This is a genomic window from Photobacterium sp. SKA34 (assembly GCF_000153325.1).
In the GTDB taxonomy this organism is placed as follows: domain Bacteria; phylum Pseudomonadota; class Gammaproteobacteria; order Enterobacterales; family Vibrionaceae; genus Photobacterium.
This window is the reverse complement of record NZ_CH724142.1, coordinates 774,778-799,407: the sequence shown is the minus strand read 5'-3', so window position 1 is coordinate 799,407 and position 24,630 is coordinate 774,778. Positions and strand designations below refer to the sequence as shown.

21 protein-coding genes and 1 pseudogene are annotated in these 24,630 nt (G+C 38.8%); 11 read left to right on the top strand and 11 right to left on the bottom strand.

Annotation, left to right across the window (positions count from 1 at the left end; translation table 11 throughout):
- The first annotated feature begins 6 nt into the window (after window positions 1-6).
- From SKA34_RS12605 to SKA34_RS12575, 7 genes are all read left to right on the top strand, one after another.
- Window positions 7-1,746 carry a murein L,D-transpeptidase gene (locus SKA34_RS12605; protein WP_006645918.1) on the top strand — a complete coding sequence of 580 codons (1,740 nt, stop codon included), beginning with the start codon at window positions 7-9 and terminating at the stop codon, window positions 1,744-1,746.
- Between the two features lie 169 nt (window positions 1,747-1,915).
- Window positions 1,916-2,464: a YcbK family protein gene (locus SKA34_RS12600; RefSeq protein WP_198138491.1), complete on the top strand. Its 549-nt coding sequence runs from the start codon at window positions 1,916-1,918 to the stop codon at window positions 2,462-2,464.
- Between the two features lie 86 nt (window positions 2,465-2,550).
- Complete coding sequence (locus SKA34_RS12595) at window positions 2,551-3,204, top strand: MBL fold metallo-hydrolase (protein WP_006645916.1); 654 nt, start codon at window positions 2,551-2,553, stop codon at window positions 3,202-3,204.
- Window positions 3,205-3,550: 346 nt separating this feature from the next.
- Window positions 3,551-4,945 carry a hexose-6-phosphate:phosphate antiporter gene (gene uhpT, locus SKA34_RS12590; protein ID WP_006645915.1) on the top strand — a complete coding sequence of 465 codons (1,395 nt, stop codon included), beginning with the start codon at window positions 3,551-3,553 and terminating at the stop codon, window positions 4,943-4,945.
- Window positions 4,946-5,116: 171 nt separating this feature from the next.
- On the top strand, window positions 5,117-5,725 hold the full coding sequence (gene uhpA / locus SKA34_RS12585) for a transcriptional regulator UhpA (RefSeq protein WP_006645914.1): 609 nt from the start codon (window positions 5,117-5,119) through the stop codon (window positions 5,723-5,725).
- Entirely contained in the window at window positions 5,725-7,296 is a 1,572-nt protein-coding gene (gene uhpB / locus SKA34_RS12580) for a signal transduction histidine-protein kinase/phosphatase UhpB (RefSeq protein WP_006645913.1), read from the top strand. The genes uhpA and uhpB overlap by 1 nt, the downstream gene beginning before the upstream one ends.
- Before the next feature lie 30 nt (window positions 7,297-7,326).
- On the top strand, window positions 7,327-8,619 hold the full coding sequence (locus SKA34_RS12575; protein WP_006645912.1) for an MFS transporter: 1,293 nt from the start codon (window positions 7,327-7,329) through the stop codon (window positions 8,617-8,619).
- Here the strand turns inward: SKA34_RS12575 and SKA34_RS12570 are convergent.
- Complete coding sequence (locus SKA34_RS12570; RefSeq protein ID WP_006645911.1) at window positions 8,609-9,277, bottom strand: DUF2982 domain-containing protein; 669 nt, start codon at window positions 9,275-9,277, stop codon at window positions 8,609-8,611. The genes SKA34_RS12575 and SKA34_RS12570 overlap by 11 nt on opposite strands.
- A 296-nt stretch (window positions 9,278-9,573) precedes the next feature.
- On the opposite strand from SKA34_RS12570, the gene SKA34_RS12565 reads away from it, so the two are divergent.
- Window positions 9,574-9,960, top strand: a complete 387-nt coding sequence (locus SKA34_RS12565; RefSeq protein WP_006645910.1) for a hypothetical protein — start codon at window positions 9,574-9,576, stop codon at window positions 9,958-9,960.
- 277 nt (window positions 9,961-10,237) lie between these two features.
- Window positions 10,238-10,542: pseudogene (locus SKA34_RS12560) on the top strand (hypothetical protein).
- Between the two features lie 107 nt (window positions 10,543-10,649).
- Here the strand turns inward: SKA34_RS12560 and SKA34_RS12555 are convergent.
- The 3 genes from SKA34_RS12555 to SKA34_RS12545 all read right to left on the bottom strand — a co-directional run bounded on the left by SKA34_RS12555 (window position 10,650) and on the right by SKA34_RS12545 (window position 14,106).
- Window positions 10,650-11,840 carry an amino acid aminotransferase gene (locus SKA34_RS12555; RefSeq protein WP_006645907.1) on the bottom strand — a complete coding sequence of 397 codons (1,191 nt, stop codon included), beginning with the start codon at window positions 11,838-11,840 and terminating at the stop codon, window positions 10,650-10,652.
- Window positions 11,841-11,946: 106 nt separating this feature from the next.
- Window positions 11,947-12,702, bottom strand: coding sequence for an enoyl-CoA hydratase/isomerase family protein (locus SKA34_RS12550; RefSeq protein WP_006645906.1), 756 nt, complete (start codon window positions 12,700-12,702; stop codon window positions 11,947-11,949).
- Window positions 12,703-12,804: 102 nt separating this feature from the next.
- On the bottom strand, window positions 12,805-14,106 hold the full coding sequence (locus SKA34_RS12545; protein ID WP_006645905.1) for a GGDEF domain-containing protein: 1,302 nt from the start codon (window positions 14,104-14,106) through the stop codon (window positions 12,805-12,807).
- 167 nt (window positions 14,107-14,273) lie between these two features.
- Here SKA34_RS12545 and SKA34_RS12540 point away from each other — a divergent pair, with 167 nt between their 5' ends.
- Complete coding sequence (locus SKA34_RS12540; protein ID WP_006645904.1) at window positions 14,274-14,477, top strand: hypothetical protein; 204 nt, start codon at window positions 14,274-14,276, stop codon at window positions 14,475-14,477.
- 456 nt (window positions 14,478-14,933) lie between these two features.
- On the opposite strand, the gene asnS is transcribed toward SKA34_RS12540, so the two are convergent.
- On the bottom strand, window positions 14,934-16,334 hold the full coding sequence (gene asnS / locus SKA34_RS12530) for an asparagine--tRNA ligase (protein WP_006645903.1): 1,401 nt from the start codon (window positions 16,332-16,334) through the stop codon (window positions 14,934-14,936).
- Window positions 16,335-16,609: 275 nt separating this feature from the next.
- Entirely contained in the window at window positions 16,610-17,278 is a 669-nt protein-coding gene (gene queE, locus SKA34_RS12525) for a 7-carboxy-7-deazaguanine synthase QueE (RefSeq protein ID WP_006645902.1), read from the bottom strand.
- Window positions 17,279-17,550: 272 nt separating this feature from the next.
- Here queE and SKA34_RS12520 point away from each other — a divergent pair, with 272 nt between their 5' ends.
- A complete protein-coding gene (locus SKA34_RS12520) occupies window positions 17,551-18,765 on the top strand; it encodes an ROK family protein (RefSeq protein ID WP_006645901.1) in 1,215 nt (404 codons plus the stop codon).
- A 35-nt stretch (window positions 18,766-18,800) separates the two neighbouring features.
- Here SKA34_RS12520 and SKA34_RS12515 read toward each other — a convergent pair whose 3' ends face one another.
- From SKA34_RS12515 to SKA34_RS12495, 5 genes are all read right to left on the bottom strand, one after another.
- Window positions 18,801-19,703: a LysR family transcriptional regulator gene (locus SKA34_RS12515; RefSeq protein WP_006645900.1), complete on the bottom strand. Its 903-nt coding sequence runs from the start codon at window positions 19,701-19,703 to the stop codon at window positions 18,801-18,803.
- 163 nt (window positions 19,704-19,866) lie between these two features.
- Window positions 19,867-20,619, bottom strand: coding sequence for a lactate utilization protein C (locus tag SKA34_RS12510; RefSeq protein ID WP_006645899.1), 753 nt, complete (start codon window positions 20,617-20,619; stop codon window positions 19,867-19,869).
- 16 nt (window positions 20,620-20,635) lie between these two features.
- A complete protein-coding gene (locus SKA34_RS12505) occupies window positions 20,636-22,048 on the bottom strand; it encodes a LutB/LldF family L-lactate oxidation iron-sulfur protein (protein WP_006645898.1) in 1,413 nt (470 codons plus the stop codon).
- Between the two features lie 12 nt (window positions 22,049-22,060).
- Window positions 22,061-22,780 carry a (Fe-S)-binding protein gene (locus SKA34_RS12500; RefSeq protein WP_006645897.1) on the bottom strand — a complete coding sequence of 240 codons (720 nt, stop codon included), beginning with the start codon at window positions 22,778-22,780 and terminating at the stop codon, window positions 22,061-22,063.
- Between the two features lie 99 nt (window positions 22,781-22,879).
- Window positions 22,880-24,463, bottom strand: coding sequence for an L-lactate permease (locus tag SKA34_RS12495; protein WP_006645896.1), 1,584 nt, complete (start codon window positions 24,461-24,463; stop codon window positions 22,880-22,882).
- Window positions 24,464-24,630: the final 167 nt, after the last annotated feature.

The window sequence follows — 24,630 nt, the reverse complement described above, 5'->3', positions numbered from 1 at the left end:
ACTTCTATGAGTATTTGTAAGTATTGGTATTTCACCTCTGTATTATGTTTATTTTCTATTAATCTTACAGCTTCAACTGATTTGCCATCTTATTCTGCAACTGAAAATAATATGATAGTGATAAATGATAAGAAAATTATCACGTCTAAATTAATGAATTCATTGGATGAAGAAATATTAAGCAATAATCATACCGTTAGCCAGCAGTATCAAATCGCAAAAGATTGGGTCAAAGATATTGCTAATAATGTACAAGGTATTCAATATATTGATAAATTAGCTGAATTGTATTTAACCATTGGCTATGGCCAAGTTTGGCAAGATCAAATTGCCATGTCTGAGTTTGAAGAACAACTTTATTTATTATCGCTATCTAGAATCTCGCCTGATTTAACCCGTAGATATCATAATTTAAAACGTTATAGAAATAATAGTGATTGGCGTGATTACGATGTGTTAGCAACTGATACATTATTTGCATATATGGGATTTATTGAAGCAATAGAAAAAAAAGGCAACTTATGGTTATTTGGTGATATACCTCCCACGATACTGCCATTACCTTCTGATAGATTTATAGAAGAATTATTAACAAGCCATGAACAACAACGCTTGCGTTTCTTTATTGCTAGGTTAAAGCCATTAGATAATGAATATACTGAGCTTGTTACTGCGTTAAATAAGCTTAATGAGATAAGAGATACACGATGGCCTGTCTTTTTATTTAAGGGCATCATTCAACCGGGAAAGTATGTTAAAAATATTGAGGGCGTAGTGACTGTTCTTGAAACATTAGGAGATATGACTACATTAGAAGCAGAAAATGTAAGATCCCAAAAAATACAATATTTATCAGGCTCTGTTCTGATTGCAGTAAAGCGTTTTCAAGAACGACATGGTTTAAAGAATGATGGTGTAATAGGGACGCAAACCCAGCAATGGCTTGCACTCAACATTAAAGAGCGTATTCGACTATTGGCACTAAATGCACAACGTATGCGATTATGGTCGGTTAAACCAGATACCGGTATTGTGGTTAATATTCCCAGTTTTTATATGAATTTATGGCTTGAAGGTGAAAAGGTACTAGGTAGTAAAGTAATTGTTGGACGCCCTTCAAGACATACGCCTATGATTGATTCTGATATTCAATCGGTTGTTTTTAACCCTTATTGGAATGTCCCTAATTCTATAATGAAAAAAGATATTATGCCGAAGGTACGAAGAAATCGAAATTATTTGGCTAACCATAATTATGAAGTGATAAAAGGATGGGATAACGCGCAAAAAATAGCTATCAATTCAATTCCATATCATTTGTTATCACCGAATCGTTTTCCTTATCGTTTAAGACAAAAACCAGGAAAGCGAAATGCATTAGGATTATATAAATTTAATTTCCCTAATAACCAAGCTATTTATTTACATGATACTGCTTCGCGATCTTTATTTAAAAAGAATGAACGTGCGTTAAGTTCTGGTTGTATTCGAGTTGAACAAGCAAAAAGTTTAGCAAGGGTACTATTAGAATATTCAGGGAGTAGTGAGCAGCGTTTTGATAGTTTATCCAGAAGTAGAAAAACGCGAACAATAGTATTGGGTGATAATAAAAGTGTACCTGTGGATCTTATTTATCAGACAGCATGGGTAGATGATTCTGGTTTGGTGCATTATCGCAGTGATATATATCAGTATGATCGTGATCAAAGAAAAAATAGTTCATTAATTTCTGCTTACAATTACTGATCTAGATAACCCCATGAAAATAAATAGTAGTTTTTTGCCATGAAAAATTTGTGATATGAGTCTTTGACTACTTAATCAGTGATGGATACCGTGCTAGAAAAGTGGGTGGTATACGCTTTGCATTATTACAATAAATAGCACTTTTTTATCATGAGTTAGTATGTCAGAAATTAATATTAATCGCCGTAAATTCCTTGCTCTCGGCGGAGCGGTTGTCGGTTCTTGTTTATTACCTAACATAGCAATTGCTAGCCGATTTAAAGCATCGGATCCTCGTAATTTATTGATTCGTAATCTTCATACAAGTGAAGAATTAGAAACAAAGTATTTTAATGGTAAAACTTATGTCGGCTCTGCGGTAAGACAAATTGATCATCTGTGCCGTGACTTTAGACAAAATGAAGTCGCGCGCATTGATCGTCGTTTATATGATGCAATCTCACAAATTCAGGCATACTTAGGGCATGAAGGCTATGCTCAACTTTTTTCGGGCTATCGTTCGCCAAAGACCAACAAAATGTTAGCAAAACGCAGTGGTGGAGTTGCGAAAAAGAGTTATCACATGAAGGCGCAAGCTATCGATTTTAACCTTGAAGGTGTTCCATTATCAAAAATTCGTCAAGCGGCAATGGATCTGAAAATTGGTGGTGTGGGTTATTACCCAGGGAGCCAGTTTGTACATATTGATACTGGCCCTGTTCGTAACTGGCGTGGTTAATGAGATAGCGTAAATCGGCGCTATATTTTTATAAATAATCGTGGCATTCTTTCGGCTTATGTTTATGGCTAGGATGTTAAGCGAGTATGAGTCTTAAGTATCAAATTGTTCCTGTTACACCTTTTCAGCAAAATTGCTCAATTATTTGGTGTGATGAAACAAACCAAGCGGCTATTGTCGATCCTGGTGGTGACATTGAACAATTAACCAAAGTGGTTGACGAGTTAGGGTTAACCGTTACTCAACTTATTTTAACCCATGGTCACCTTGATCATGTTGGAGGTACAGCGCCGTTATCTCAGTCTTTAAATGTACCGGTTATTGGCCCACATAAAGATGATGAGTTTTGGCTACAAGGTCTACCGCGTCAAAGCGAAATGTTTGGCTTTCCGATGACGGAAGCATTTGAGCCAACGCAATGGTTAAACGATGGCGATAAAATCAATGTTGGTAACCAAACTTTGCAAGTGCTCCATACCCCAGGACATACACCTGGTCATGTGATTTTATTTAGCAGTGACGCTAATGTTGCATTTGTTGGTGATGTATTATTCAAAGGGGGAATTGGTCGAACTGATTTTCCTCGTGGAGATCATCCAACGTTGATCAACGCGATTAAAACTAAGCTATGGCCATTAGGCGATGATGTTACTTTTGTACCGGGTCATGGTCCATTATCGACATTCGGTCATGAGCGTGCAACAAACCCATTTGTTGCTGATGAAATGCCATTATATTAATGCGATTTTCTATTCTATAAAGTGAGGTTCTAGCCTCACTTTATTATACTTGTCATATATCTTCAGTTTGCGCTTCGTCACATTTTCACTCTAATTTCACCTAAACTAGGAATTATTCTTAGCCATTTTAGGTCGGCTTCTCATGCCCTAACGGTTGGGTATCGATAAAATCCTCGACATTGATCATCTATCCATTTTATTGGTTTATCCCAATTTAATCACACGTTTTGAATGATGGTGATCCCTGCACTGTGAATGTTAATGGTAATAACAGTACTCCGACTGGGCGTATTGATCATAAAACATCCATAGCATCGATTTTTCAGTGACTATCTGAGGATTTCACATGTTAAAACTGCTTACACAGGTAAGAAAACCAACGCTTGATTTACCTTTGGCTGTTCGTAAGAAAATGTGGCTTGCGCCATTCTTGCGTTCATACCTCGTAGTATTTGTTAGCTACATGGTAATGTATTTCATCCGTAAGAATTTCAATATTGCGCAAAACGACCTGATCTCTGATTACGGTATGAGTATGACGCAACTAGGTACCATTGGTCTCGGTTTCTCAATTACTTATGGCATCGGTAAAACAGCATTAAACTACTGGTGTGATGGTAAAAACTCTAAAAATATTTTGCCATTGGGTCTATTGCTGTCTGGTTTATGTATGCTGGGTTTTGGTTTAGTCATGGGGCCATCAATGGGCTCGTTTTACATGATGATTGGCCTGTATGCACTATCGGGTTTATTCCAAAGTGTAGGTGGCTCTAACTCGTACTCTACTATTTCAAAGTGGACCAGTAAAAAGAACCGCGGCACGTTCCTTGGTATGTGGAATATTTCCCATAACATTGGTGGTGCGGGCGCTGCTGGTATTGCGCTGTTTGGTGCAAATTACTTCTTTGATGGAAATGTCGCGGGCATGTTTATTGTGCCGTCAATCATTGCAATTGTTGTTGCGCTAATTGGTTTTACCATGGGTAACGATAGCCCTGAATCTTATGGTTTAGGTACAGCAGAAGAGCTATTTGAAGAGCCTATTTCAGAAGAAGATAAAGCGGTTAACGAGAACCAGATGAGCAAGCTGGAAATCTTCAAAACCTATGTATTGTACAACAAGGTTATTTGGCTATTATGTTTTGCTAACGTGTTTCTTTACGTGGTACGTATTGGTATCGACCAATGGTCAACCGTATACGGTTACGAAATACTTGGCTTTGATAAAGAAACGGCTATTTCTGGTTTCACCATGTTTGAAACGGGTGCATTGATCGGTACATGTTTATGGGGTTTCTTCTCTGACTTAATCAATGGTCGTCGTGGCTTAGTCGCGTGTATTGCGCTTATTGGTGTGATTGCAACATTAGGTTTCTACCAACATGCGGATACAATTTTTGCTTACAGGGCCTCATTATTTGCACTTGGTTTCTTAGTCTTTGGTCCACAGCTTCTTATTGGTGTTGCGGCTGTTGGTTTTGTTCCTAAGCAAGGTATTGCCGTTGCCGATGGTATTAAAGGTACGTTTGCTTACCTAATCGGTGATAGCTTTGCGAAATTAGGCCTTGGTATGATCGCTGACGGTACTCCTATTTTCGGTCAAACGGGTTGGGCGGGGACATTCGTTGCGCTTGATACGGCTGCAGTCATTTGTTGTGTGATCATGGCAATTGTTGCTGTTCTTGAAGAACGTAAGATTTACCGTGAGAAGAGAGAAAAACAGCAATTAGCAACTAACTAATTAGCTTGTAACGATTTGAGAAAGCGCTTTGGGTAACCTAAGCGCTTTTTTTATATCGATGCTAAAAGAGAATAAAATGTTAGCTAAGCGCTTGCTCGCTTTAACCCTAAGAGGTAGTTTATGGAGGCTTTTTCACTATAGATTTTTAGGTTAATAGTAGGTATTCAGGTAATGATTAAAATTGCTTTGGTTGATGACCACGTTATTGTGCGTTCTGGCTTTGCTCAGCTATTAGCGTTAGAGCCTGATATGGAGGTTGTTGGACAGTTCAGCTCTGCTGGAGAAGCTCGAGTAGGTTTACCTAGTTTAGATGCTACGGTATGTATTTTAGATATTTCGATGCCTAACGAAAGTGGTTTAATGTTACTTGAAGATCTTCCATCAGGCATTGCAAGTATTATGCTGAGTGTTCATGACTCTGCAACGGTTGTAGAAAAAGCATTAAGCTTAGGCGCAAAAGGTTTTTTAAGTAAACGTTGTAGCCCTGATGAATTAGTTCAAGCGGTAAGAACAGCGGCGCAAGGTGGTTGTTATTTAACTCCTGATATCGCGATTAATTTAGTTTCACCTAATTGTAATAAGCAGGCATTAGGAAAATTGACTAAACGTGAGCATCAAATTAGTGAATTACTATCAACAGGGCTAGATGTTAAAACGGTCGCGGTAAAATTGGGTTTGAGCCATAAAACGGTTCATGTTCATCGTGCGAATGCAATGGATAAATTGGACGTAAAAAATAACGTTGAGCTTGCTAAGTTCTTTTGTGGGGAAGTTATCTAATGCGTAGCTTTAGCCTAACAACACTTTGTATTTGGTTATTTGTTTGTTGTAGTTGGTTCTGTTTATGGGGTATTTCATACTACTTCATTATGGATCCTATTCTCGCAACGGTGTTTTTTCCTTTTGCACTTAGGCTTGGTTTAATTCTTCACAGCTTGAAGAAATATTGGCTTGCGATTTATAGCGCGGAATGGAGCGGGTTACTGTTATTAGCTTTATCTTTACCGCAATATAGTTGGCTTGCTTTATTTATTGCCAGTGTCGTATCTATGCCTGTTACCTTACTTGCTCGGCGTTACTATAAAGGTGTGCAGTGGCGTTTACTTACTGTTATGGCGATTGCGATAACAACACTAGCACTGATCAATATGCTGGTATTGAATGGGGTGCACTTCTTTGATCTTTTCAATACGCGCCGACTCGGTTTTATTTTCCTTATTAGTATCACTAGCGGCTTAATGTTGGTACCTAGCTGTTATTTGATTTGGAATTATTTATTTCAAAAGGCGTGGGTACCATTAACTGTCGATGTGGTTTCTCGTTCTGTTGAATTTCGTAGTCAGCATCTGTTTTTCTTCTGTCTATTATTCATTGCAAACATCTTATTGCAGGTGCATTTACCTGAGCAATTGAGTTTGTTTGCGCCATTTTGTTTGGCAATTCCGATTATAGTATTAGCGTTTCGTTATGGTTGGGAAGGGGCATTACTGGGCACCTTACTTAACAGTATTGCTTTAATTGCTGTTCGTAGTGAAGTGAGTTCAATTGAAACCGTTGATTTGTTGTTATCTTTATCAGCACAAAGTATTACGGGGATTTTGTTAGGGATTGGGATCCAACATCAGCGTGATTTAAATACAAAACTGTCGAAACAATTAAAACGCAATTATTCCTTATCACGTCAGTTGGTTACGGCTGAAGAGTCTGTAAGACAAAATATCGCGCGAGAATTACATGACGAAATTGGACAAAATATTACCGCAATACGCACTCAAGCCAGTATTTTAAAACGTGTCGAAACATCACAGGCTGGCGAATCTTGTTCCTCTTCGATAGAGCAATTATCGCTAAATATTTATGACACAACAAAAGGCTTATTGTCGCAATTACGTCCAAAAACACTGGATGATTTAGGCTTAAAAGCAGCGTTCGAACAAGTGATCAGAGATTTAAACTTTGAAGCACAAGATATTGATGTCGCAATGTCTTATCCGAAAAATATCGATGATGTGATGTCAGATATGCTGCAAATCACGCTGTTTCGTGTCGCACAGGAAGCGCTAAATAACATCGCAAAATACGCAAAGGCAACGGAAGTGCTGATCACACTGTCGGTTGATGACAATATCACAATGGAAATAGAAGATAACGGCGTGGGTTTTAAAAACAGTGATACATTGAAAGGCTTTGGTTTACGTGGGATGAAAGAGCGTATCGAAGCGTTAGGTGGTCAGTGTGTTATTACCAGCCATACTCAGCCTAAATCTGAGTTACAGATGTACTATTACCATCCGCCTTTAGCAGGGACTAACATTCGTGTTGTATTACCACAGCTTAGCTCGCTCTCATAGGTTTAGAACCTTTAGACGATAATAAAGATTATGAATATAGACGCTACTCAAGAAACGGCACAACGCTATCGTTATTGGCGTATTCACATTATGGTGAGTATGTATATTGGTTACGCTGCCTTTTATTTAACCCGTAAAAACTTCAGTTATGCCATGCCTGCAATCATTACTGATTTGGGTTGGGATAAGGCCGATATTGGCCTAATGGGTACATTATTTTATCTTACTTACGGCTGCTCGAAATTCATCTCTGGTATTGTCAGTGATCGTTCTAACCCTCGCTACTTTATGGGTATTGGGTTGATTGCGACCGGTATAATTAATATTTTATTCGGCTTATCTAGTTCCATTGTAGCGCTCAGCATATTATGGATATTAAATGCCTGGTTTCAGGGCTGGGGATGGCCTGCCTGTTCTAAGTTATTAACTACGTGGTATTCGCGCTCTGAGCGTGGCAGATGGTGGTCTATTTGGAATACTGCACACAATGTGGGTGGCGCAATGATCCCCATTATTGTTGGCTTCACTGTGCTCCATTTTGGCTGGCGTTACAGTTTCTATATTCCTGGCATCATTGCAGTGGTTATCGGTTTATTTCTGTGTTGGCGTTTACGCGATAAACCGACGTCAATGGGATTACCCAGCATTGGACACTGGCGCAAAGATTACTTAGAAATCGCCCATGAAAATACAGGCATGGGCTTATCACAAAAGCAGATCCTGTTTCGTTATGTACTAAATAATAAATATATTTGGCTATTAAGCCTCAGCTATATTCTGGTGTATATCGTTCGGACAGCAATTAACGACTGGGGTAATTTGTACCTTACTGAACAATACGGTTATAGCTTGATTACGGCTAATAGCGCGCTGTCATTGTTTGAAATTGGTGGTTTTTTAGGTTCGCTGGTGGCTGGGTGGGGATCGGATAAAATATTTTCAGGCAATCGCGGGCCGATGATCTTATTGTTTTCAATCGGTATCTTTTTGTCTGTCGCCGCGCTGTGGTTAATTCCAATCTCGAGCTTTGTATTACAGGCGGTATGTTTATTTACGATTGGTTTTTTTGTGTTTGGCCCCCAAATGCTTATAGGTATGGCGGCTGCTGAGTGCTCACATAAAAACTCTGTTGGCGCAGCCACCGGATTTGTAGGGCTATTTGCCTATATGGGCGCAGCGCTTGCGGGTTACCCATTAGCGATAATTATGCAGCATTACCATTGGATGGGATTTTTTGTTGTTGTTTCTGTTGCGGCTGCTGCAATAGGGTTATTGTTATTACCATTTTTAAAAGCGCAACACGGCGACGCTATTAGCGTATAGCGGCTGCTTTATAACGCCTTAGTAGGCCAATAAAATCATTAATTGGCCTATCTAACGTGTCTTCAGATATGAAAAAATCAAAGCCTAAGAACTCTCGATTATATTTCATACGGTGTGCTAGCATCGCTCTTAAGCCTTTAAAGACATAACCATTAGGCGTTTGGTAAGGTTCATCATCAAATAACACATCTTCTATCGTGTAATTATCAACGTCGCTGTTTTTAATCGCCATGACTAACAAAATACGCTGCTCAATAATAATGCGAGCTGCCAAACGGGGGCTGATATTTTTAATAAAATCATCATAATCATTGAGTTTAATACCGATCCAAGGGAGAGGTTGTTGCCAGCCTTGGTGGTTTATTTCGGCTTTACCTAATTGAGATATATTATACCAAGGCGTTGACCAACCACCGTAACGGCTATGATATTGGCAATGCATGAATGTAAGTGTGAACAGATATTTTGAGTCACAGATGTAACGAATAACGATAACGGCAGTACTCCCAGTAATAATGGTGGTAATAAGGACTGCCATCAGTGTCATATTAGGAATAAAAAACGTAAGGCAGCTAGCACTAATCGACGCTGTAAAACAAAAAACAAACAGCATTACATAAGGGGTAATAGGGGCTGACTTCACATGGTAAGTTTCCATTGCTTTACTCCAAATCACATCATCTATTCATCCTACGTTATGGAAATGCGTAGCGATCGTATTGACTACTCAAAATATTTCAGATCAACAGCGTGTTCTTAATAGATGCCTACATCTTTTGTACTTATTAAGTATATATGAAGAATATAGAAGGGAATTTTTGCTTAAAATCATATTTATCGGTTGATATATCGCCGTTTGCTGGTATTTCTCTGACATACTTGATATAAAACGCGCTTACTTTTTCCCGCTGGCATAGTGGTGACTGAAAGTAGTGCAACGGAGTAGGAAATTTAATGAGAATCTCTCACAAACGTAAAGTACAGCTAAAACTTCAAAAACAGACGCCTGTTTTTGCTGAATTAGCGACAAAAAAAGCACCAAATGTTGAAACAGTGAAGTCTGCATCAGTGGCAAAAGCTGTAGAAACAAAAAAAGAAGTTAAAGTGGCACCCGCTAAGGCTACATCAGCAGTGTCATTAACTCCTAAGCAGCAACAAGTTTTAGATATTGTTGTTAAAAATGCTGAAGGTTTAAATCCTAAGGGCATTGGCTTAGAAGCTGGTCAGGAAGATGCGAAAGCGGCTTCTTGGGCTACAGGTGCGTTAAAAAAACTGACTGAAGAAGGGTTAGTTGAGCGCATTCAATTGGCTGGCAACAAAGTTTTATACAAAGCACTTTAATCAGCCAATCCCGCTTCTTTTTAAGAAGCGGGGGTTTTTATTCTCATTTATATTCCTTCTAAATTATTTTCTTCTGCTAAAATTAAGTTCTACTTTATTATTTATGCATCGTTCCGATTATTTTTAATAATAACTATTTTAATGCTATAAATATAATAACGAATTAATATCCAAAATTTTATTAGATTACATTTAAACATTTACTAGATTACGTTTTAGATAGCGTTTATTTGGATATTAATTTCAAGGATCTCGAAGCATTTGGAGTTAATGATCTATGACAATGATAAGTGCGAGAGAATTTTCAGATTGGTTAGTCGATCGTTTTGCTGAAGATAATCAAGGCGTTTCTTTAACGCGGGAAGATATAAATATATTAACGGGTAGGCAAAGTTTCTCGTTAGGATTTGTTCATGATATCCACTATGAAGTGATGCGCCATGACATGGCTTTTGTTACTGATACTACACGCGAAATGTTCTATCTTGTGCCTATTGCAAAAAGACCTTGGAAGGAACAGCTGAAAAGAAACTACGAGCGGAATTATATTGCAATGTATTACCATTAAATAAATCCGGCTGATTTTGTGTTGTCTTAATTAGTTAAATCTGCATAAAAAAGATATTTAGCCTCCATGATTAAAAATAAAAAGAGGACAATATGCCCTCTTTTATTGCTCATCCTTTATATTATAAGACGGCAGCAATACCTTTACATAAAGGCATCATATTATCTTTTGTCATACCCGCAACACTAATACGGCCTGAACCAACAATATAAATCGCAAAATCATTTTTAAGTTGTGTTACTTGCTCTTTAGATAAACCAGAGAACGAGAACATACCGTTTTGACGTTCAATAAAGCTAAAGTCGTTAGTTACACCCAGCTCTTTTAATGTGTTTACAAATAGCGTACGCATTTCTTGGATACGATCACGCATATCAGCAACTTCTTGTTCCCATTCTGCACGAAGCTCAGCGTTATTTAGGATTGTTGTAACAATCGCAGCACCGTGAGCGGGTGGGTTAGAATAAATAACACGTGCGATAGATTTCACTTGGCTAAATGCCGTTGCTGCTTGCTCTGCTGTTTTACCTACAAGTGTAAATGCGCCTACACGCTCATTGTATAAACCAAAGTTCTTAGAGAAAGAGCTCGCTACCAGTAATTCTGGCAGTTGATCTGCAAAGATGCGTAAACCTTGCGCATCATCTTCTACGCCGCGTGCAAAACCTTGATAAGCAAAATCAAACATTGGTAGTAGCTTTTTTTCAATGCAAAGTTTTGCTAGTGTTTGCCATTGCTCTGTTGTTGGGTCAATACCTGTTGGGTTATGGCAGCAACCATGCAGAAGAACAATATCACCTTGGCTAGCTTGGCTTAAATCAGTAATTGCTGCGTCAAAGTCAATATCACTTGTTTCAGCGTTATAGTAAGAGTATGGCTGTGTTTCAAGACCAGCTGCACCAAAGACGCCGTGGTGGTTAGCCCAAGTAGGATTACTGATCCATACTTTTACATCGCCTAATTGTCGCTTAATAAATTCTGCAGCAACACGTAACGCACCAGTACCACCTGGTGCTTGAGCTGTTTGTGCGCGTTTTTCAGTGATGATTGTTGCATCGTTACCAAAAAGCAGCTCTTGAACGGCTAGGCCGTATTCTGGCGTACCTGGAATGCTTAAGTATGATTTTGTTTTTTCTTTTTCAAGCAAAATAGCTTCTGCTTTTTTTACAGTAGCAAGAACAGGCGTATTACCTGTTTCATCTTTATAAATACCAACGCCTAGATTAATCTTTGTTGCGCGTGTATCTGCTTTGAATTCTTCTGTTAAACCTAAAATTGGATCAGCAGGAGCTGCCGTAATTTTCTCAAACATAGTTGGTCATCCGTGGCGTTAATAAATGGTGATGCCTATTTATACCCTTTGTCATAGAACCTTTACAAGATAATGCAACAAATTAGTCATAATTTTTATTCATGAATTAAGTATGACTTTTTTTTCCTTTAAATTGAGATAATGCACTGGTTGCTTCTGAGCGTTTAATAAGCTTAAAAATAAGGTCATTTTCTTTGTAAATACAATCAATAAGCTGTTGGCGTGCTCTGTCAGATAGTAGTTTTTTAGTGTGCTGCAAGGCTTCTTTAGGTAATGCGACAAGTGTATTAGCACAGTGTGCAGCACGTTGCTCAGGTTGAACGGTTATTTGATTGATAAAACCAAGAGATAACGCTTCCTCTACTGTCATTTCCTCGCCAAGCAGTAACATTGCTTTAGCTTTTCGTTCGCCGACCAATTGCGGTAATAATAAACTTGAACCAAATTCAGGACATAATCCGAGTTTTACAAAGGGGAGAGTGAAGATTGAATTAGGGGTGGCATAAATAAAATCACAGTGTTGTAGCAGTGTCATACCTATTCCAATGGCTGCACCAGACACGGCGGCAATAATAGGCACAGGACAGTCAATCATTGCGAGCATAAAGCGTTCAATAATCTCTCGGTTTATTTGTGCTTGATCCTTATCTGCTTGTGCCAATTGAATAAAATCTTCAATATCATTACCACTGCAAAAAATATCCGAATTACCGGTAATGATAACGACGTATATATCATCATTTTTTGCACGCTCTAACTCTTGAGCAAGCTCTTGGTACATATCAAGGTTAAGTGCATTTTTCGCGGTAGGGCGGTCAATAGTGAGCGTAAGAATATGATTTGATAAAGATGAAGTGATCATGTTGCCATCCTTGAACGATAAGTAATCTATCAAGGATGGCATATAATGGTAATTTTTTGCTAATTTAGTATCAAAAGTAAGCTGTCATCGGCAATAATGCCATTAAATAATCGTCGCTTGATTACGGCCGTTATGTTTTGATTGATATAACGCATCATCACTAACTTTATATGTTTCAGTAAATGACAACGTGTCCGACACAGTACCACCAATTGAAATTGTTACATTAATCCCATTGATAGGGTATACCTGAATAATATGCCGGATTTCTTCTGCTTTTAGCTCTAATTGTTCTCTTGTCATTACTGGGAAGCTTAAAATAAATTCTTCTCCTCCCCAACGTATAGCGATATCACTTTGGCGGATACATTGATTAATTCTTTCCGCGACAGTACGTATTACCTCATCGCCCACTTCATGACCATAAGTGTCATTGATAGACTTAAAGTTATCTATATCAATGATGAGTAAACAGAAACTTTTTTGAGAAAGAAGCTTTTTCTCATAGTAATCACGTCGATAGAAATGCGTCATGAGATCGCGTTGTAACGAAAATCTTCTCTTTTTCAATCGTGAACTTAATAGCTGAATAAAGAAAGTCAAAAGTAAGGCAGGTGCAAGCGATATTTTTAAAATAGCCAATAAGTTTACACCAACATAAAAAGGATCTTGGCTGGCGCAAGGTAATAATTTTTTTATGTAATAACCGTGTTTTGATGGGTTATCATAAAGCACAGTTTTGAATTCACGATTGTAATTTTTAAGTGATTCTTGAAGTAAGTCATTTTTGATATCAATAACCAGTAACGCATCTAACTTACGATTATTGTAGATCGGGTAATATAAAGATCTGATCTTTTGGTTAGTACTTTCTTCTATATACCTTTCAGTCAGTTTTAAATTACAGCCATAAAAATAGCGATAAGTTTCACCTAGCCCCTCGCGTTTAATAATTCGGTTTATTATATCGCTGTCATGATTATTTTTATAAAGTTCTAAATAGAGTGGTCTAGCGGGATCAAAATGGACATAGTCTGCAGGGTTTTCAAAAACAGCAATCGTCCAGATGTTATTATCTGTAATCTCATCTAGTTGAGAACGAAGACGATTTATTCCTGTCGATAATAATTTTACATCTGAGGTTTTTTTTACCCAAACGTCGACGCCATTGTAATCGTGCATACCTTTTGGGATAAAGGTGGTTCCAGTATTGTTGTAATAGGAACTAAAGCGTCGACTAACAGAGTAAATCGAATTCATTTTTTCAAAATATTGGTCATGAAACTCGTCTAAATGATAGGCATTGTAAGTAAAATATCCACTTGATATTACTGTGAATAACAATGAGAAAAGTTTAAGGCTAGTGATTAAACTTTTGTTTTTACTTGTTAACTTACCAAACATTTGAAATATCAATACAGGAGATGAGGGATGGGATTTTATATCCTGAAGATATAAATTCAATCATATTTGCCATATCTTTAATGAGAATATTTTATCAACACGACATGTAAATTTTATTGAATTGTTTTTATTCATTTTAAGTATAATTAAAACAAGGTTGTAGGTTCTTGGGTAAGATAGTAGCGGTATTTTTAAATCTTATTGTTAAAATAGTATCTGATTGTAGTCAATTAGCTAAAATGCAATTAAGAAAGTTAGAATATGATAGTTATGATATCCGTTATATTGGTGTAAAGTTAGGTACTGATAAATTATGCGCTTCGAACGGACTTATTGATTTTTCCATTATTGAAGCACAACAGCCACCTTAAATTTGCTATATCTCCAATCAGAAAGTAAAAATAAACAGCGGTCTAAATGAGTATTTATCTTTTTATTATTAATTTTATTAAAATGATAAATTTTTAATCCTAAAACCTGGTTCGTAATGTTTTCTTATTTAGGCTTCCTCAATGGGGCTGTTGTCGTTGATAAATATTTACAAGAAAAAAATCAGAGAAATATTTATTATGATGGCGAAACGATTAGGCATTGATATTGTGGCTGAGGGATTGAAACCCAACAGCAAGTTGATTTCTTACGTTTACATAAAATTGATTATATTCAAGGCTATTATTACTCATAACCTGTGCTGTTTAACGAGCTAGACTTTAATAATTAACGTCTTTCAATTTCATTGTTAATTAAACCTGTTGAAAAATAGATGATAAAAGAAAGGCTGCCAATAGGGCAGCCTTTTTGCGTTTTGAAACTCTAAGCTTAATCGATTAGAAGTTTGCAGAGCGAGGAGTACGTGGGAATGGGATCACGTCACGTACGTTACCCATGCCTGTTACGTAAGAAACTAAACGCTCAAAGCCAAGGCCGAAACCTGCGTGAGGAACACTACCGTAACGACGAAGATCGCGGTACCAACTCATGTGCTCAGGATCTATACCCATTTCAATCATACGTGCATCTAGAATGTCTAGACGTTCTTCACGCTGAGAGCCACCGATGATTTCACCAATACCTGGTGCTAGTACGTCCATTGCCGCAACAGTTTTACCGTCGTCATTCAAGCGCATATAGAATGATTTGATATCTTTCGGGTAGTTCTTAACAATGACGGGTGCTTTAAAGTGCTCTTCTGCAAGGAAACGCTCGTGCTCAGAAGACATATCAATACCCCACTCAACATCAAATTCAAACTTACGACCTGAATCTTGAAGGATTTGAATTGCGTCAGTGTAATCAACTTGTGCGAAATCAGATGTTACAAATTGCTCTAAACGAGTAATTGCTTCTTTGTCGATTCGAGAAGCAAAGAACTCAAGATCATCACGGCGCTCTTCTAGTACCGCTTTGAACACGTATTTAAGCATGTCTTCAGCAAGTTTTGCTGCATCGTCAAGATCGGCGAATGCAACTTCAGGCTCAACCATCCAGAACTCTGCAAGATGGCGGCTGGTGTTTGAGTTTTCAGCACGGAAAGTAGGACCGAAAGTATAAACTTTGCTTAGTGCACAAGCGTAAGCTTCAGCGTTAAGCTGGCCAGATACGGTTAGGAAAGTCTCTTTACCAAAGAAATCTTTGTCAAAGTCAACTTCACCTTTGTCTGTCATTGGCAGATTAGCCATGTCTAGGGTAGAAACACGGAACATTTCACCAGCGCCTTCACAGTCAGACGCTGTGATAAGTGGTGCAGACATCCAGATGAAGCCTTGTTCATGATAGAAACGGTGAATAGCTTGAGAAAGGCTGTTACGAACACGTGCAACGGCACCAATGACGTTAGTGCGTGGACGAAGGTGTGCGACTTCACGTAAGTACTCGATTGAGTGACGAGTCTTTGCCATTGGGTAAGAATCAGCATCTTCAACCCAACCAACCACTTTCACGTTTGTTGCTGCTAGTTCGAAATCTTGACCTTTAGCAGGTGAAGCAACAATAGTACCGGTAACTTCAACAGAGCAACCAGTTGTTAGCTTAAGCACTTCTTCCTGGTAATTATTTAACTCATTTGGGACCACGGCCTGAATCGGGTCGAAACAAGAGCCGTCATAAATGGCAAGAAAAGAAATCCCAGCTTTGGAATCACGACGCGAGCGAATCCAACCGCGAACAGTAACTTCACTGTCTACCGCTAGTTTACCGCTTAATACGTCTGTTACAGGCGCGTAAGTCATGTTTAAATCATTCTCCGTTTAGGCACTGACTTTGGAATTAAAGTATCTCGTGCTTAAAGATATTTATGTATTAGCAATATTACCTTTCTTACGACAAGCATCAAGTATTGATATCAATCAAATGATAAATTGATGAAGGAAATAGGCAATTTGAGGTGATAGTTGGTTAATTATCGGTCATTTGCAAGAAACCACTTCGCTTTAGTGTTGTAAAACATTAAAGCGAAGCGGTTTTTTTGAAAAGTTTTTTATAAATCAAGCAAATTACAGAGCGATTAAGCGATTGCTAGATATTTGTGTGTTTGAATCGATAAACGCCAGTTACGCTGAATACAAGTTTCAATACATAGCTCTGTTGCACGTGGTTTTTGACTGATAGGTTGAAGTGCAATCGTGACATCAGGTTTTAGCGTAACGCCATCAATGAGTGCATCAAGTTGTTCAATGTCTTTGCTAGTGCCGACAGGGTGTTTGATCTCGTTAGCACGTGCGAGGGAAGAAACTAAAACGGGCAACTTTGCTTTCATGTTGATTTTAGGCGATACCGTTACCCAAGTGTTTTCACTGGTTTGAATGTCAGACGTGCCACTGGTTTCGATCTGACAGTTAAAGCCTGCATCTTCTAGTGCTTGAGTTAAAGGTCGCAGATCGTAAATACAAGGTTCACCGCCTGTAATAACAACATGTTTAGCCGTATATTTCTGATCTTGTAATAATTGCACTACACCATTAGCGTCAAGATTAGTCCAAAGTGGTGAGTCCCCAGTTTTAGCCATGATCTGGTCTAAGTTAGCTAAATCTTGTGGCTCTGCAGTCCAAGTTTGTTTGGTATCACACCATGAGCAGCCAACAGGGCAGACTTGTAATCGAACAAAAATTGCAGGTACGCCAGTAAATACACCTTCACCCTGAATTGTTTCGAATACTTCGTTTATTTTGTACACGTTGAACCTCTTATTTTCGCAGCTATAACCTATTTTTTAATGAAATATCATCATTATTAGAAAAGTTACTGCGCGAAATAAATCCGCTAATTAAAAAAAATAGTAGGCAAAAAAGCCTTTTTTTCATTATCGCAGAAGCGAAACTCAATGTCTTTAGTCATTCATAGTGATACTTGTCACGTACTGACGATAAGAGGCTTCACAATTACTTCGCAAAGTAAAAAAATTAGCTTCCGAAGGTTTTTCAGCTGATTTTACTCAGGAGTATCGACATGTACGTCGCTCAGCCAGGCCATATCGATCATATAAAAAGAAATAATGCCGGCAGCGTATATAAACTAATTGATTTGTATGGGCCGATCTCACGCATTGAATTGTCTAAACGCAGTCAACTTGCTCCCGCAAGTATTACTAAGATCACCCGTGAATTAATTGATGCGCATTTAATTAAAGAAACTCAATTTCAAGAACCTAGCAGCCGTGGTCGACCTGCGATTGGGCTAGTTCCAGCCAATGAAGGGTGGCAATTTTTATCTATTCGTTTAGGTCGTGGTTACCTTACTATTGCTTTACATGAACTTGGCGGCGAAATTCTAGTGGAAGAACGTCAAGATATTGAACAACTTCATCAAGAAGATGTGGTTAAAAAGTTATTAGCTGAAATTAATATTTTCTTTGCCAATCATGTTAGTGAACTAGATAGAATGACAGCGATTGCAGTGTCGTTACCGGGATTAGTCAATTCCAGTGAAGGTACGGTATTGCAGATGCCACATTATGATGTCTCTAATTTACCACTGGGTGAGATAATTCATAAAGAAACGGGACTACCTGTTTTCATCGGTAACGATACGCGTTCATGGGCATTAGCTGAAAAGTTGTTTGGCAATTCTCGTGGTATTGCCAATTCTATTTTGATTTCTATTCATCATGGTGTGGGGGCGGGGATCGTACTTGATGATAAAGTGCTGCAAGGGAAAACGGGTAATGTGGGGGAGCTTGGGCATATTCAAATTAAGCCGTATGGTAAACGTTGTTTCTGCGGTAATCATGGCTGTTTAGAAACCGTTGCGAGTTTACAGGCTATTTTAGAACAAGTGAAAACGCAGCTTGAAGCAGGGCATGAATCTATGCTTAGTCATATGCCTTTAACGATTGAGTCAGTTTGTGATGCAGCAGTAGAAGGTGACAGTTTAGCGCGACAAATTATTGTGGAGTTAGGTCATAATTTAGGGCAGGCCATTGCGATAATGGTTAATCTATTTAACCCTCAGCGCATTTTGATTGGAGGGGAGTTTAATCGTGCTAAATCGGTGCTTTATCCTGCGATTATGGATCGTATTAGCTCGCAAACCTTACCTGTTTATTTCGATGGTTTAGAAATAGAAGAAAGCTGTTTTTATACTCAAGCGACGATGCCGGGCGCGGCTCTGGTTAAACAAGCGCTATACGATGGACATCTATTGATGAAACTCGTAGATGGTTAATTTACTTTATTTAACTAATTGATATCACATGGAAGTTAGAACTTTTCTTTAATTTCCATGTAGCTTTCTCGAATATGTTCAATCAGTGCTTGAATTCGTTTAGCGGGCTTTCTGGTATAAGGATAGACAGCATAAATTCCCACCACTTTACCTGCATGTGTCGAGAGTAATTCAACTAACTCACCACGTTCTAATTCATCATGAATTAAGCAATTTGGTAGATAAGCGATACCATTACCTGCGAGTACATTTTTTTTCAACGCTATCGCATTGTCGGATGAAAAGTTTCCGCTGACTTTTTGATTGTAAATTTTATTTTGTTTAATAAATTGCCAGTCAAAAGGGCCGGTACTTTGAGGGTTATAACCTAGACAGTTATGGCAATTGAGATCTTCAGGTTTTTCTGGCTTACCATAATGTTCAATATAAGCAGGTGAGGCACATATTACCCAGCGAGAATTAAAAATATGACGAGCAATTAAGCTTGAATCTTCTAGGTAACCTGTACGGATCACCAGATCGTAGTTGTCAGCAACGAGATCGACAAAGTGATTGTTTAGCGACATATCAACCGAAAGGCCTGGATGTTTCTGGCAAAAATCAGACACGGCTTTTGCTAACACCAATTCGCCTGAAATCGTTGGTACTGACATCCGAACTTTACCAGAGAGTGCTTCGCTGTAACCCTTTACAGAGTCAAAAGCAGCTTGAGCAACATGGTTGATACTTTTAGCACGATGGTAAAGCACTTCACCGGGTTCAGTGAGTGTAAGCTTTCGTGTGGTGCGGTAAATGAGTTGTAAGCCTAATTCGGTTTCAAGTTTACTAATACGCTTGCTAACAACGGATTTAGTCACATTATTGAGTTCAGCAACCTTACTGAATGAGCCATGTTCAATAACTTGAGTGAATAAAACGAGATCATCGATAGCTGGCATTATTTATCCCACTTAAAGCCTAATAGGCGAAGGATTATATACTTAAAAAGATTAAATTCTAGTTAAAAAAACGCAGCCCGAAGACTGCGTTATTCATATTCCCGTAATGTGCTTAACCACTAGTATCCTACTAGTTTGCTATCACTATTGGTGATAAGTAAGCTTACATATCATCAATAATGATGTAGGTGGCAAAGACGGGCCCATGCACACCAACAACTTTGATCAGCTCGATATCTGCTGTCGAACTCGGACCTGAAATAAAGTTTACGCATGAAGGTACACGCTCACCGTTCATGGCTTTTTGATGCAGAATCTCAGTTGCTTTTGTTAAACGAGCAACGATTGAGCTTTTAGGTACAACGAATACAGAAGCTTCTGGTAATAGACTTACTGTACGCCCCTGTGCTGGATTGCTGTAAAGTACCATTGTGCCTGATTCTGCTAGCGCTTGTTCAGCGAATACAACACCGACTTTTGCGCGCTCTGCTATTGTGATGTTTGCTTCGTAACCCGCCGAGTGATCCCAAATGTAAACACCATTCTTATCGGCGCTCAAATCTTTCGGGTCAATAATGTTAAGTAGACGAGTATCTGCGGTAAAGATGGTTTCACCAACAGGATCAATGTTTGTTTCGTCTTCGCTGCAGTATTTGAAACAAACATTACGTAGTGCTTCTGCTAGCTGTGCTTTGGTTGTCACAACAGCTTGTGCGCCTAAAGAAGACTGCGTGTATTCGACCAAGATATCTTTTAATTCATCTTGTGATTTATCAGCAAATACGTCTTTGTGACAGTTATATTTTAGGTTCGGACGCTCTACTGGGGTAGTAATACGCTCACGACCAAGTTGTTTAGCGATGTTGTTAAGGAAACTATCGCGATTATAAATGCGTTGCTCATTTTGAGATGACATACGGAAAGCTCCTTAATTATTTATTTTTGTTTTTAAACCAACTGCGGAATGACTCACCCGATGTGTTTGGTAAATCACGCGTCTGAGTCCATGCGTTTAGTAGACCCACTTTAAATGGTAATTGACCATTTTTAATCAGTTTACCTGCAACGATAGCACCGATCTTAACGGTTTTATCCCATAGTGCAGGGTGAGCATTAATAAAGCTAAAACCACTAACTGAAGCTCGCTCCATGGAATCTGTGATTTTCTCTTCACCCATGATTTGACGGTGTTTAAGCAGCAAATCAGACAATGGGATTTTCACCGGACATACGTCATGACAAGCACGACATAAGCTACAAGCATTGGGTAGATCTTTAAAATCTTCATAGCCGCCAAGTAGTGGCGAAAGTACCGCACCAATAGGGCCTGAATAGATTGAACCGTAAGATTGACCACCGATATGGCGGTATGCAGGGCACGTGTTAACACACGCTGCACAACGGATACAACGTAGGATAGAGCGGAATTGAGAACCAAGAATTTTAGAACGACCGTTATCTACAATCACCAAGTGGAACTCTTCAGGACCATCACAGTTACCGTCTTCACGAGGACCTGTAAGTGCTGTCACATAACCTGTTAGAGGTAGACCTACTGCACTTCGACATAGTAAACTCGCAACAATATCGAATTCTTCAAACGTAGGAACGATACGCTCCATACCCATTACCGCGATATGCGTTTTCGGTAGGCTGGTTGCAAGACGTGCGTTACCTTCATTGGTCACAAGGGTGACGGTGCCTGATTCTGCAATAGCAAAGTTACAGCCAGTAATACCGATCTCCGCTTCAAGGAAATCATGACGAATATGTTTACGAACAAAACGTGTCATTTCTTCTGGATCAGAAGAACCTTCGTAACCGAGTTTCTTGTTGAAAACGTCACGAATTTGAGTACGGTTTTTATGAAGTGCAGGTACAACGATGTGTGATGGCGCATCACAATCATCGACTTGAAGAATGTATTCGCCAAGGTCGGTTTCAATCACTTCACAGTTATTACGCTGAATCACTTGGTTCATACCGATTTCTTCGGTCACCATGGATTTAGACTTAACAACTTTTTTCGCATTCTTTTGCTTAATAATTTTTTCGATGTAGTTGGTTGCATCTTCAGCTGTAGTTGCAAAGAATACGTGACCACCGTTCTTTTCAACGTTGTCGCTAAGTTGTTTTAGGTAGTAGTCTAGGTTTTCAAGCACATGGTTACGGATATCCATACCCATTTCGCGCCATTCTTCCCAGTTACCTAGTTTTTCCGCAGCGACAGCGCGGTTTTTGAACATACGTTCTTGTGCATTAGCAACAGCGGCACGCATAGACTCGTCTTTCATTTTTACATGAATACGATCTTTAAATTTTTGGTTGCTTGTTTTCATTGACATAATAATGACCTCTTAACGACTCATCAGCACATCAACAATGTGCATCACTTTGATTGGTTGACCTTCACGGCTAATACGACCACCAATATTTAATAAGCAGCTAATATCAGCACCGATTAAGAAATCAGGCTCTGCTGCTTTAATGTGACGCACTTTTTCTGTCACCATCTCACCTGAGATTTCAGACATTTTCACAGAGAATGTACCGCCAAAACCACAACATGTTTCTTGGTTTTCGATAGGTAGAAGCTCAAGGCCTTCAACGTTGTTAAGAAGAAGTAGAGGTTCTTCACGTACGCCTAATTTACGGATCAAGCTACAAGAAGGGTGGTAAACTCCTTTACCTTCAAGGCGAGCACCGACGTTTTCAACACCTAGTTGGCGTACAACAAATTGTGTTAGTTCGAATAGACGGTCAACGACTTTTTTCGCACGTTCTACCCATTCTGGCTCATTGGCTAAATACTCCGGGTACTTTTTAACCGCAGCTGCACAAGAACCGGCTGGGGTTACGATAGGGAAGTCATTGTTCTCAAAAGCTTGGATCATGCTTTTCATTGCCGGCTTACTTTTTTCAATGTAGCCACTATTTAATGCTGGCTGACCACAACAACCTTGACGTTCTGGGAAGATCACTTCACAGCCAAGTTGTTCTAGTAAACCTACTGTTTTTTTTGCAACTTCAGCTTTTACTGTATCGCCTAGGCAGGTGACAAAAAAGTTTACCTTCATTTTATTGCTCCAGTGGCGGCTTACCGCCTGATTGTTCATATTTGAGATTGGCTTACCCGAAAGCAAGCCAATCATTTATCTGATGTTATGTAGGGATAATTAGATAAAAATGCTGACAAATGCTGTAATCACACCGTACAAAATCATAGGGATCACAGTACGCTTAATGATGTAGCCTTCTTTATTTGCAATACCAAGAATGGTTGATACCGCAATAATATTGTTAATACACACCATATTACCCATCGCACCACCAACAGATTGCATCGCTAAAATGGTGGTTTCAGGCAACCCAACATTGTGCGCAATACTTTGTTGAATTGCGCCAAAGGTTAGGTTTGAAACGGTTGCTGAGCCTGAGAAAAAAGCACCAAGTGCACCTAAATAGGCGGCGCAGTATTGCCAGTTTTTACCCACTAGATCAGCAAAGGCATTACCCGTTGTCATAATTGGCGAGTGATCTCCACCAATCATCATAAATTTCACCATAATTAACGCACCGACTAGGGCGATAAACGGTGTTTTAATGCGTGATGCGGTATCAATAAATATTTGCTTTGTTTGCTGCTTATTCATTTTTAGAAAAGGAATTGAAATAAACACAACCACAAAAAAAGGAATTAATGCCGGCACATAGAGTGTTTTATATGCCCAAGATGTATCTGTACCTAAAATATTACTAAGCTGAATGATTAACGCTTGGCTAAGGTGTAAATCAGCAAAACCTAAATTTATATGTAACATCGGTGTTGCATCATTTAATAGGCCTTTGAGGCCAAGTTGTTTAATACGAGTTACTATTAAAATGACAATCAGTAAAAGTGTTGGCGCCATTGCTTTAAAAACAGTTTCAAATGGTAATCTTGCTAATTTTTCATTATTTTCAGCATCTTTCTGCTTTTCTAAACCAATATTGTAACGGGCAAAAATAATCGACAACGTTAAGCCAATTGCGCCTCCGATCAATGCTGGGAACTCATAGTTCCACTGAGCTAGACATACATAGGGTATGGTGCATGACCAAATGCTTAGTTGAATAAACACAAAGTTACGTTTTATTTGATGCCAGCTAACAACAAACTTAAGCGTAATTAAGGGAATAACCAAGGCTGCCGCAGCATGCATAATTGCTGATAGGCGACCAATATCAAGCAACTCTGCATCAGGAAGTCCTAAGTTACCTAAACCAAACCATGTAGGTGTACCCACTGCACCAAAAGAGACTGGAACAGAATTCATAACCAGTGCTAGCATGGCTACACGTAATGGATTAAAACCAAGACCGACTAATATCGGTGCTGCAATCGCAGCCGGCGTACCAAACCCCGATGCACCTTCAATCATAAAAGCGAACGCCCAGCCAATGATCATCAACTGGCCTACCTGATTCTTACAGATGCTTTCTAACCATTGACGAATCACATCTTCAGCACCAGATACGTTCAATGTACGGTTTAATAAAATAGCGCCAGCAATAATAGATATTGGCGTAATGGCGGATAATGCACCAGAAATGACGTTTGCGGCTAAAAGTTGGCTGTCTGTACCAAAATAGACAAGTTGTAAAAAACCAGCAATGAGTGCAGTCACTGGTAATGCGATATGTGATGGCAACGCATTCTTTTTTGTCATCATCCAAATTAAAAGCAAAATAGGGATAACCGATATTGCAAGATCTAACATATTTCCCACCTAGGTTATTTCGTTGTCTCACGAAATTGTTTTGTTGTTATTTTTAAATACTTGCTGAGTTACACGTAATAACTGAACGCATAACCGCAGTGGGAAGAGTATTTTAGGTTGGAAATAGATGATGACTATCTATTTTTTAATCCAAAAGTTGATGAATA

Excerpts from the sequence above, each read along its gene's own strand:
- SKA34_RS12605 (WP_006645918.1), top strand. The coding sequence starts at position 7 with ATGAGTATTTGTAAGTATTGGTATTTCACCTCTGTATTATGTTTATTT.
- SKA34_RS12595 (WP_006645916.1), top strand. The coding sequence starts at position 2,551 with ATGAGTCTTAAGTATCAAATTGTTCCTGTTACACCTTTTCAGCAAAAT.
- uhpT (WP_006645915.1), top strand. The coding sequence starts at position 3,551 with ATGTTAAAACTGCTTACACAGGTAAGAAAACCAACGCTTGATTTACCT.
- uhpA (WP_006645914.1), top strand. The coding sequence starts at position 5,117 with ATGATTAAAATTGCTTTGGTTGATGACCACGTTATTGTGCGTTCTGGC.
- uhpB (WP_006645913.1), top strand. The coding sequence starts at position 5,725 with ATGCGTAGCTTTAGCCTAACAACACTTTGTATTTGGTTATTTGTTTGT.
- SKA34_RS12575 (WP_006645912.1), top strand. The coding sequence starts at position 7,327 with ATGAATATAGACGCTACTCAAGAAACGGCACAACGCTATCGTTATTGG.
- SKA34_RS12570 (WP_006645911.1), bottom strand. The coding sequence starts at position 9,277 with ATGGAAACTTACCATGTGAAGTCAGCCCCTATTACCCCTTATGTAATG.
- SKA34_RS12565 (WP_006645910.1), top strand. The coding sequence starts at position 9,574 with ATGAGAATCTCTCACAAACGTAAAGTACAGCTAAAACTTCAAAAACAG.
- SKA34_RS12555 (WP_006645907.1), bottom strand. The coding sequence starts at position 11,840 with ATGTTTGAGAAAATTACGGCAGCTCCTGCTGATCCAATTTTAGGTTTA.
- SKA34_RS12550 (WP_006645906.1), bottom strand. The coding sequence starts at position 12,702 with ATGATCACTTCATCTTTATCAAATCATATTCTTACGCTCACTATTGAC.
- SKA34_RS12545 (WP_006645905.1), bottom strand. The coding sequence starts at position 14,106 with ATGTTTGGTAAGTTAACAAGTAAAAACAAAAGTTTAATCACTAGCCTT.
- asnS (WP_006645903.1), bottom strand. The coding sequence starts at position 16,334 with ATGACTTACGCGCCTGTAACAGACGTATTAAGCGGTAAACTAGCGGTA.
- SKA34_RS12520 (WP_006645901.1), top strand. The coding sequence starts at position 17,551 with ATGTACGTCGCTCAGCCAGGCCATATCGATCATATAAAAAGAAATAAT.
- SKA34_RS12515 (WP_006645900.1), bottom strand. The coding sequence starts at position 19,703 with ATGCCAGCTATCGATGATCTCGTTTTATTCACTCAAGTTATTGAACAT.
- SKA34_RS12510 (WP_006645899.1), bottom strand. The coding sequence starts at position 20,619 with ATGTCATCTCAAAATGAGCAACGCATTTATAATCGCGATAGTTTCCTT.
- SKA34_RS12505 (WP_006645898.1), bottom strand. The coding sequence starts at position 22,048 with ATGTCAATGAAAACAAGCAACCAAAAATTTAAAGATCGTATTCATGTA.
- SKA34_RS12500 (WP_006645897.1), bottom strand. The coding sequence starts at position 22,780 with ATGAAGGTAAACTTTTTTGTCACCTGCCTAGGCGATACAGTAAAAGCT.
- SKA34_RS12495 (WP_006645896.1), bottom strand. The coding sequence starts at position 24,463 with ATGTTAGATCTTGCAATATCGGTTATCCCTATTTTGCTTTTAATTTGG.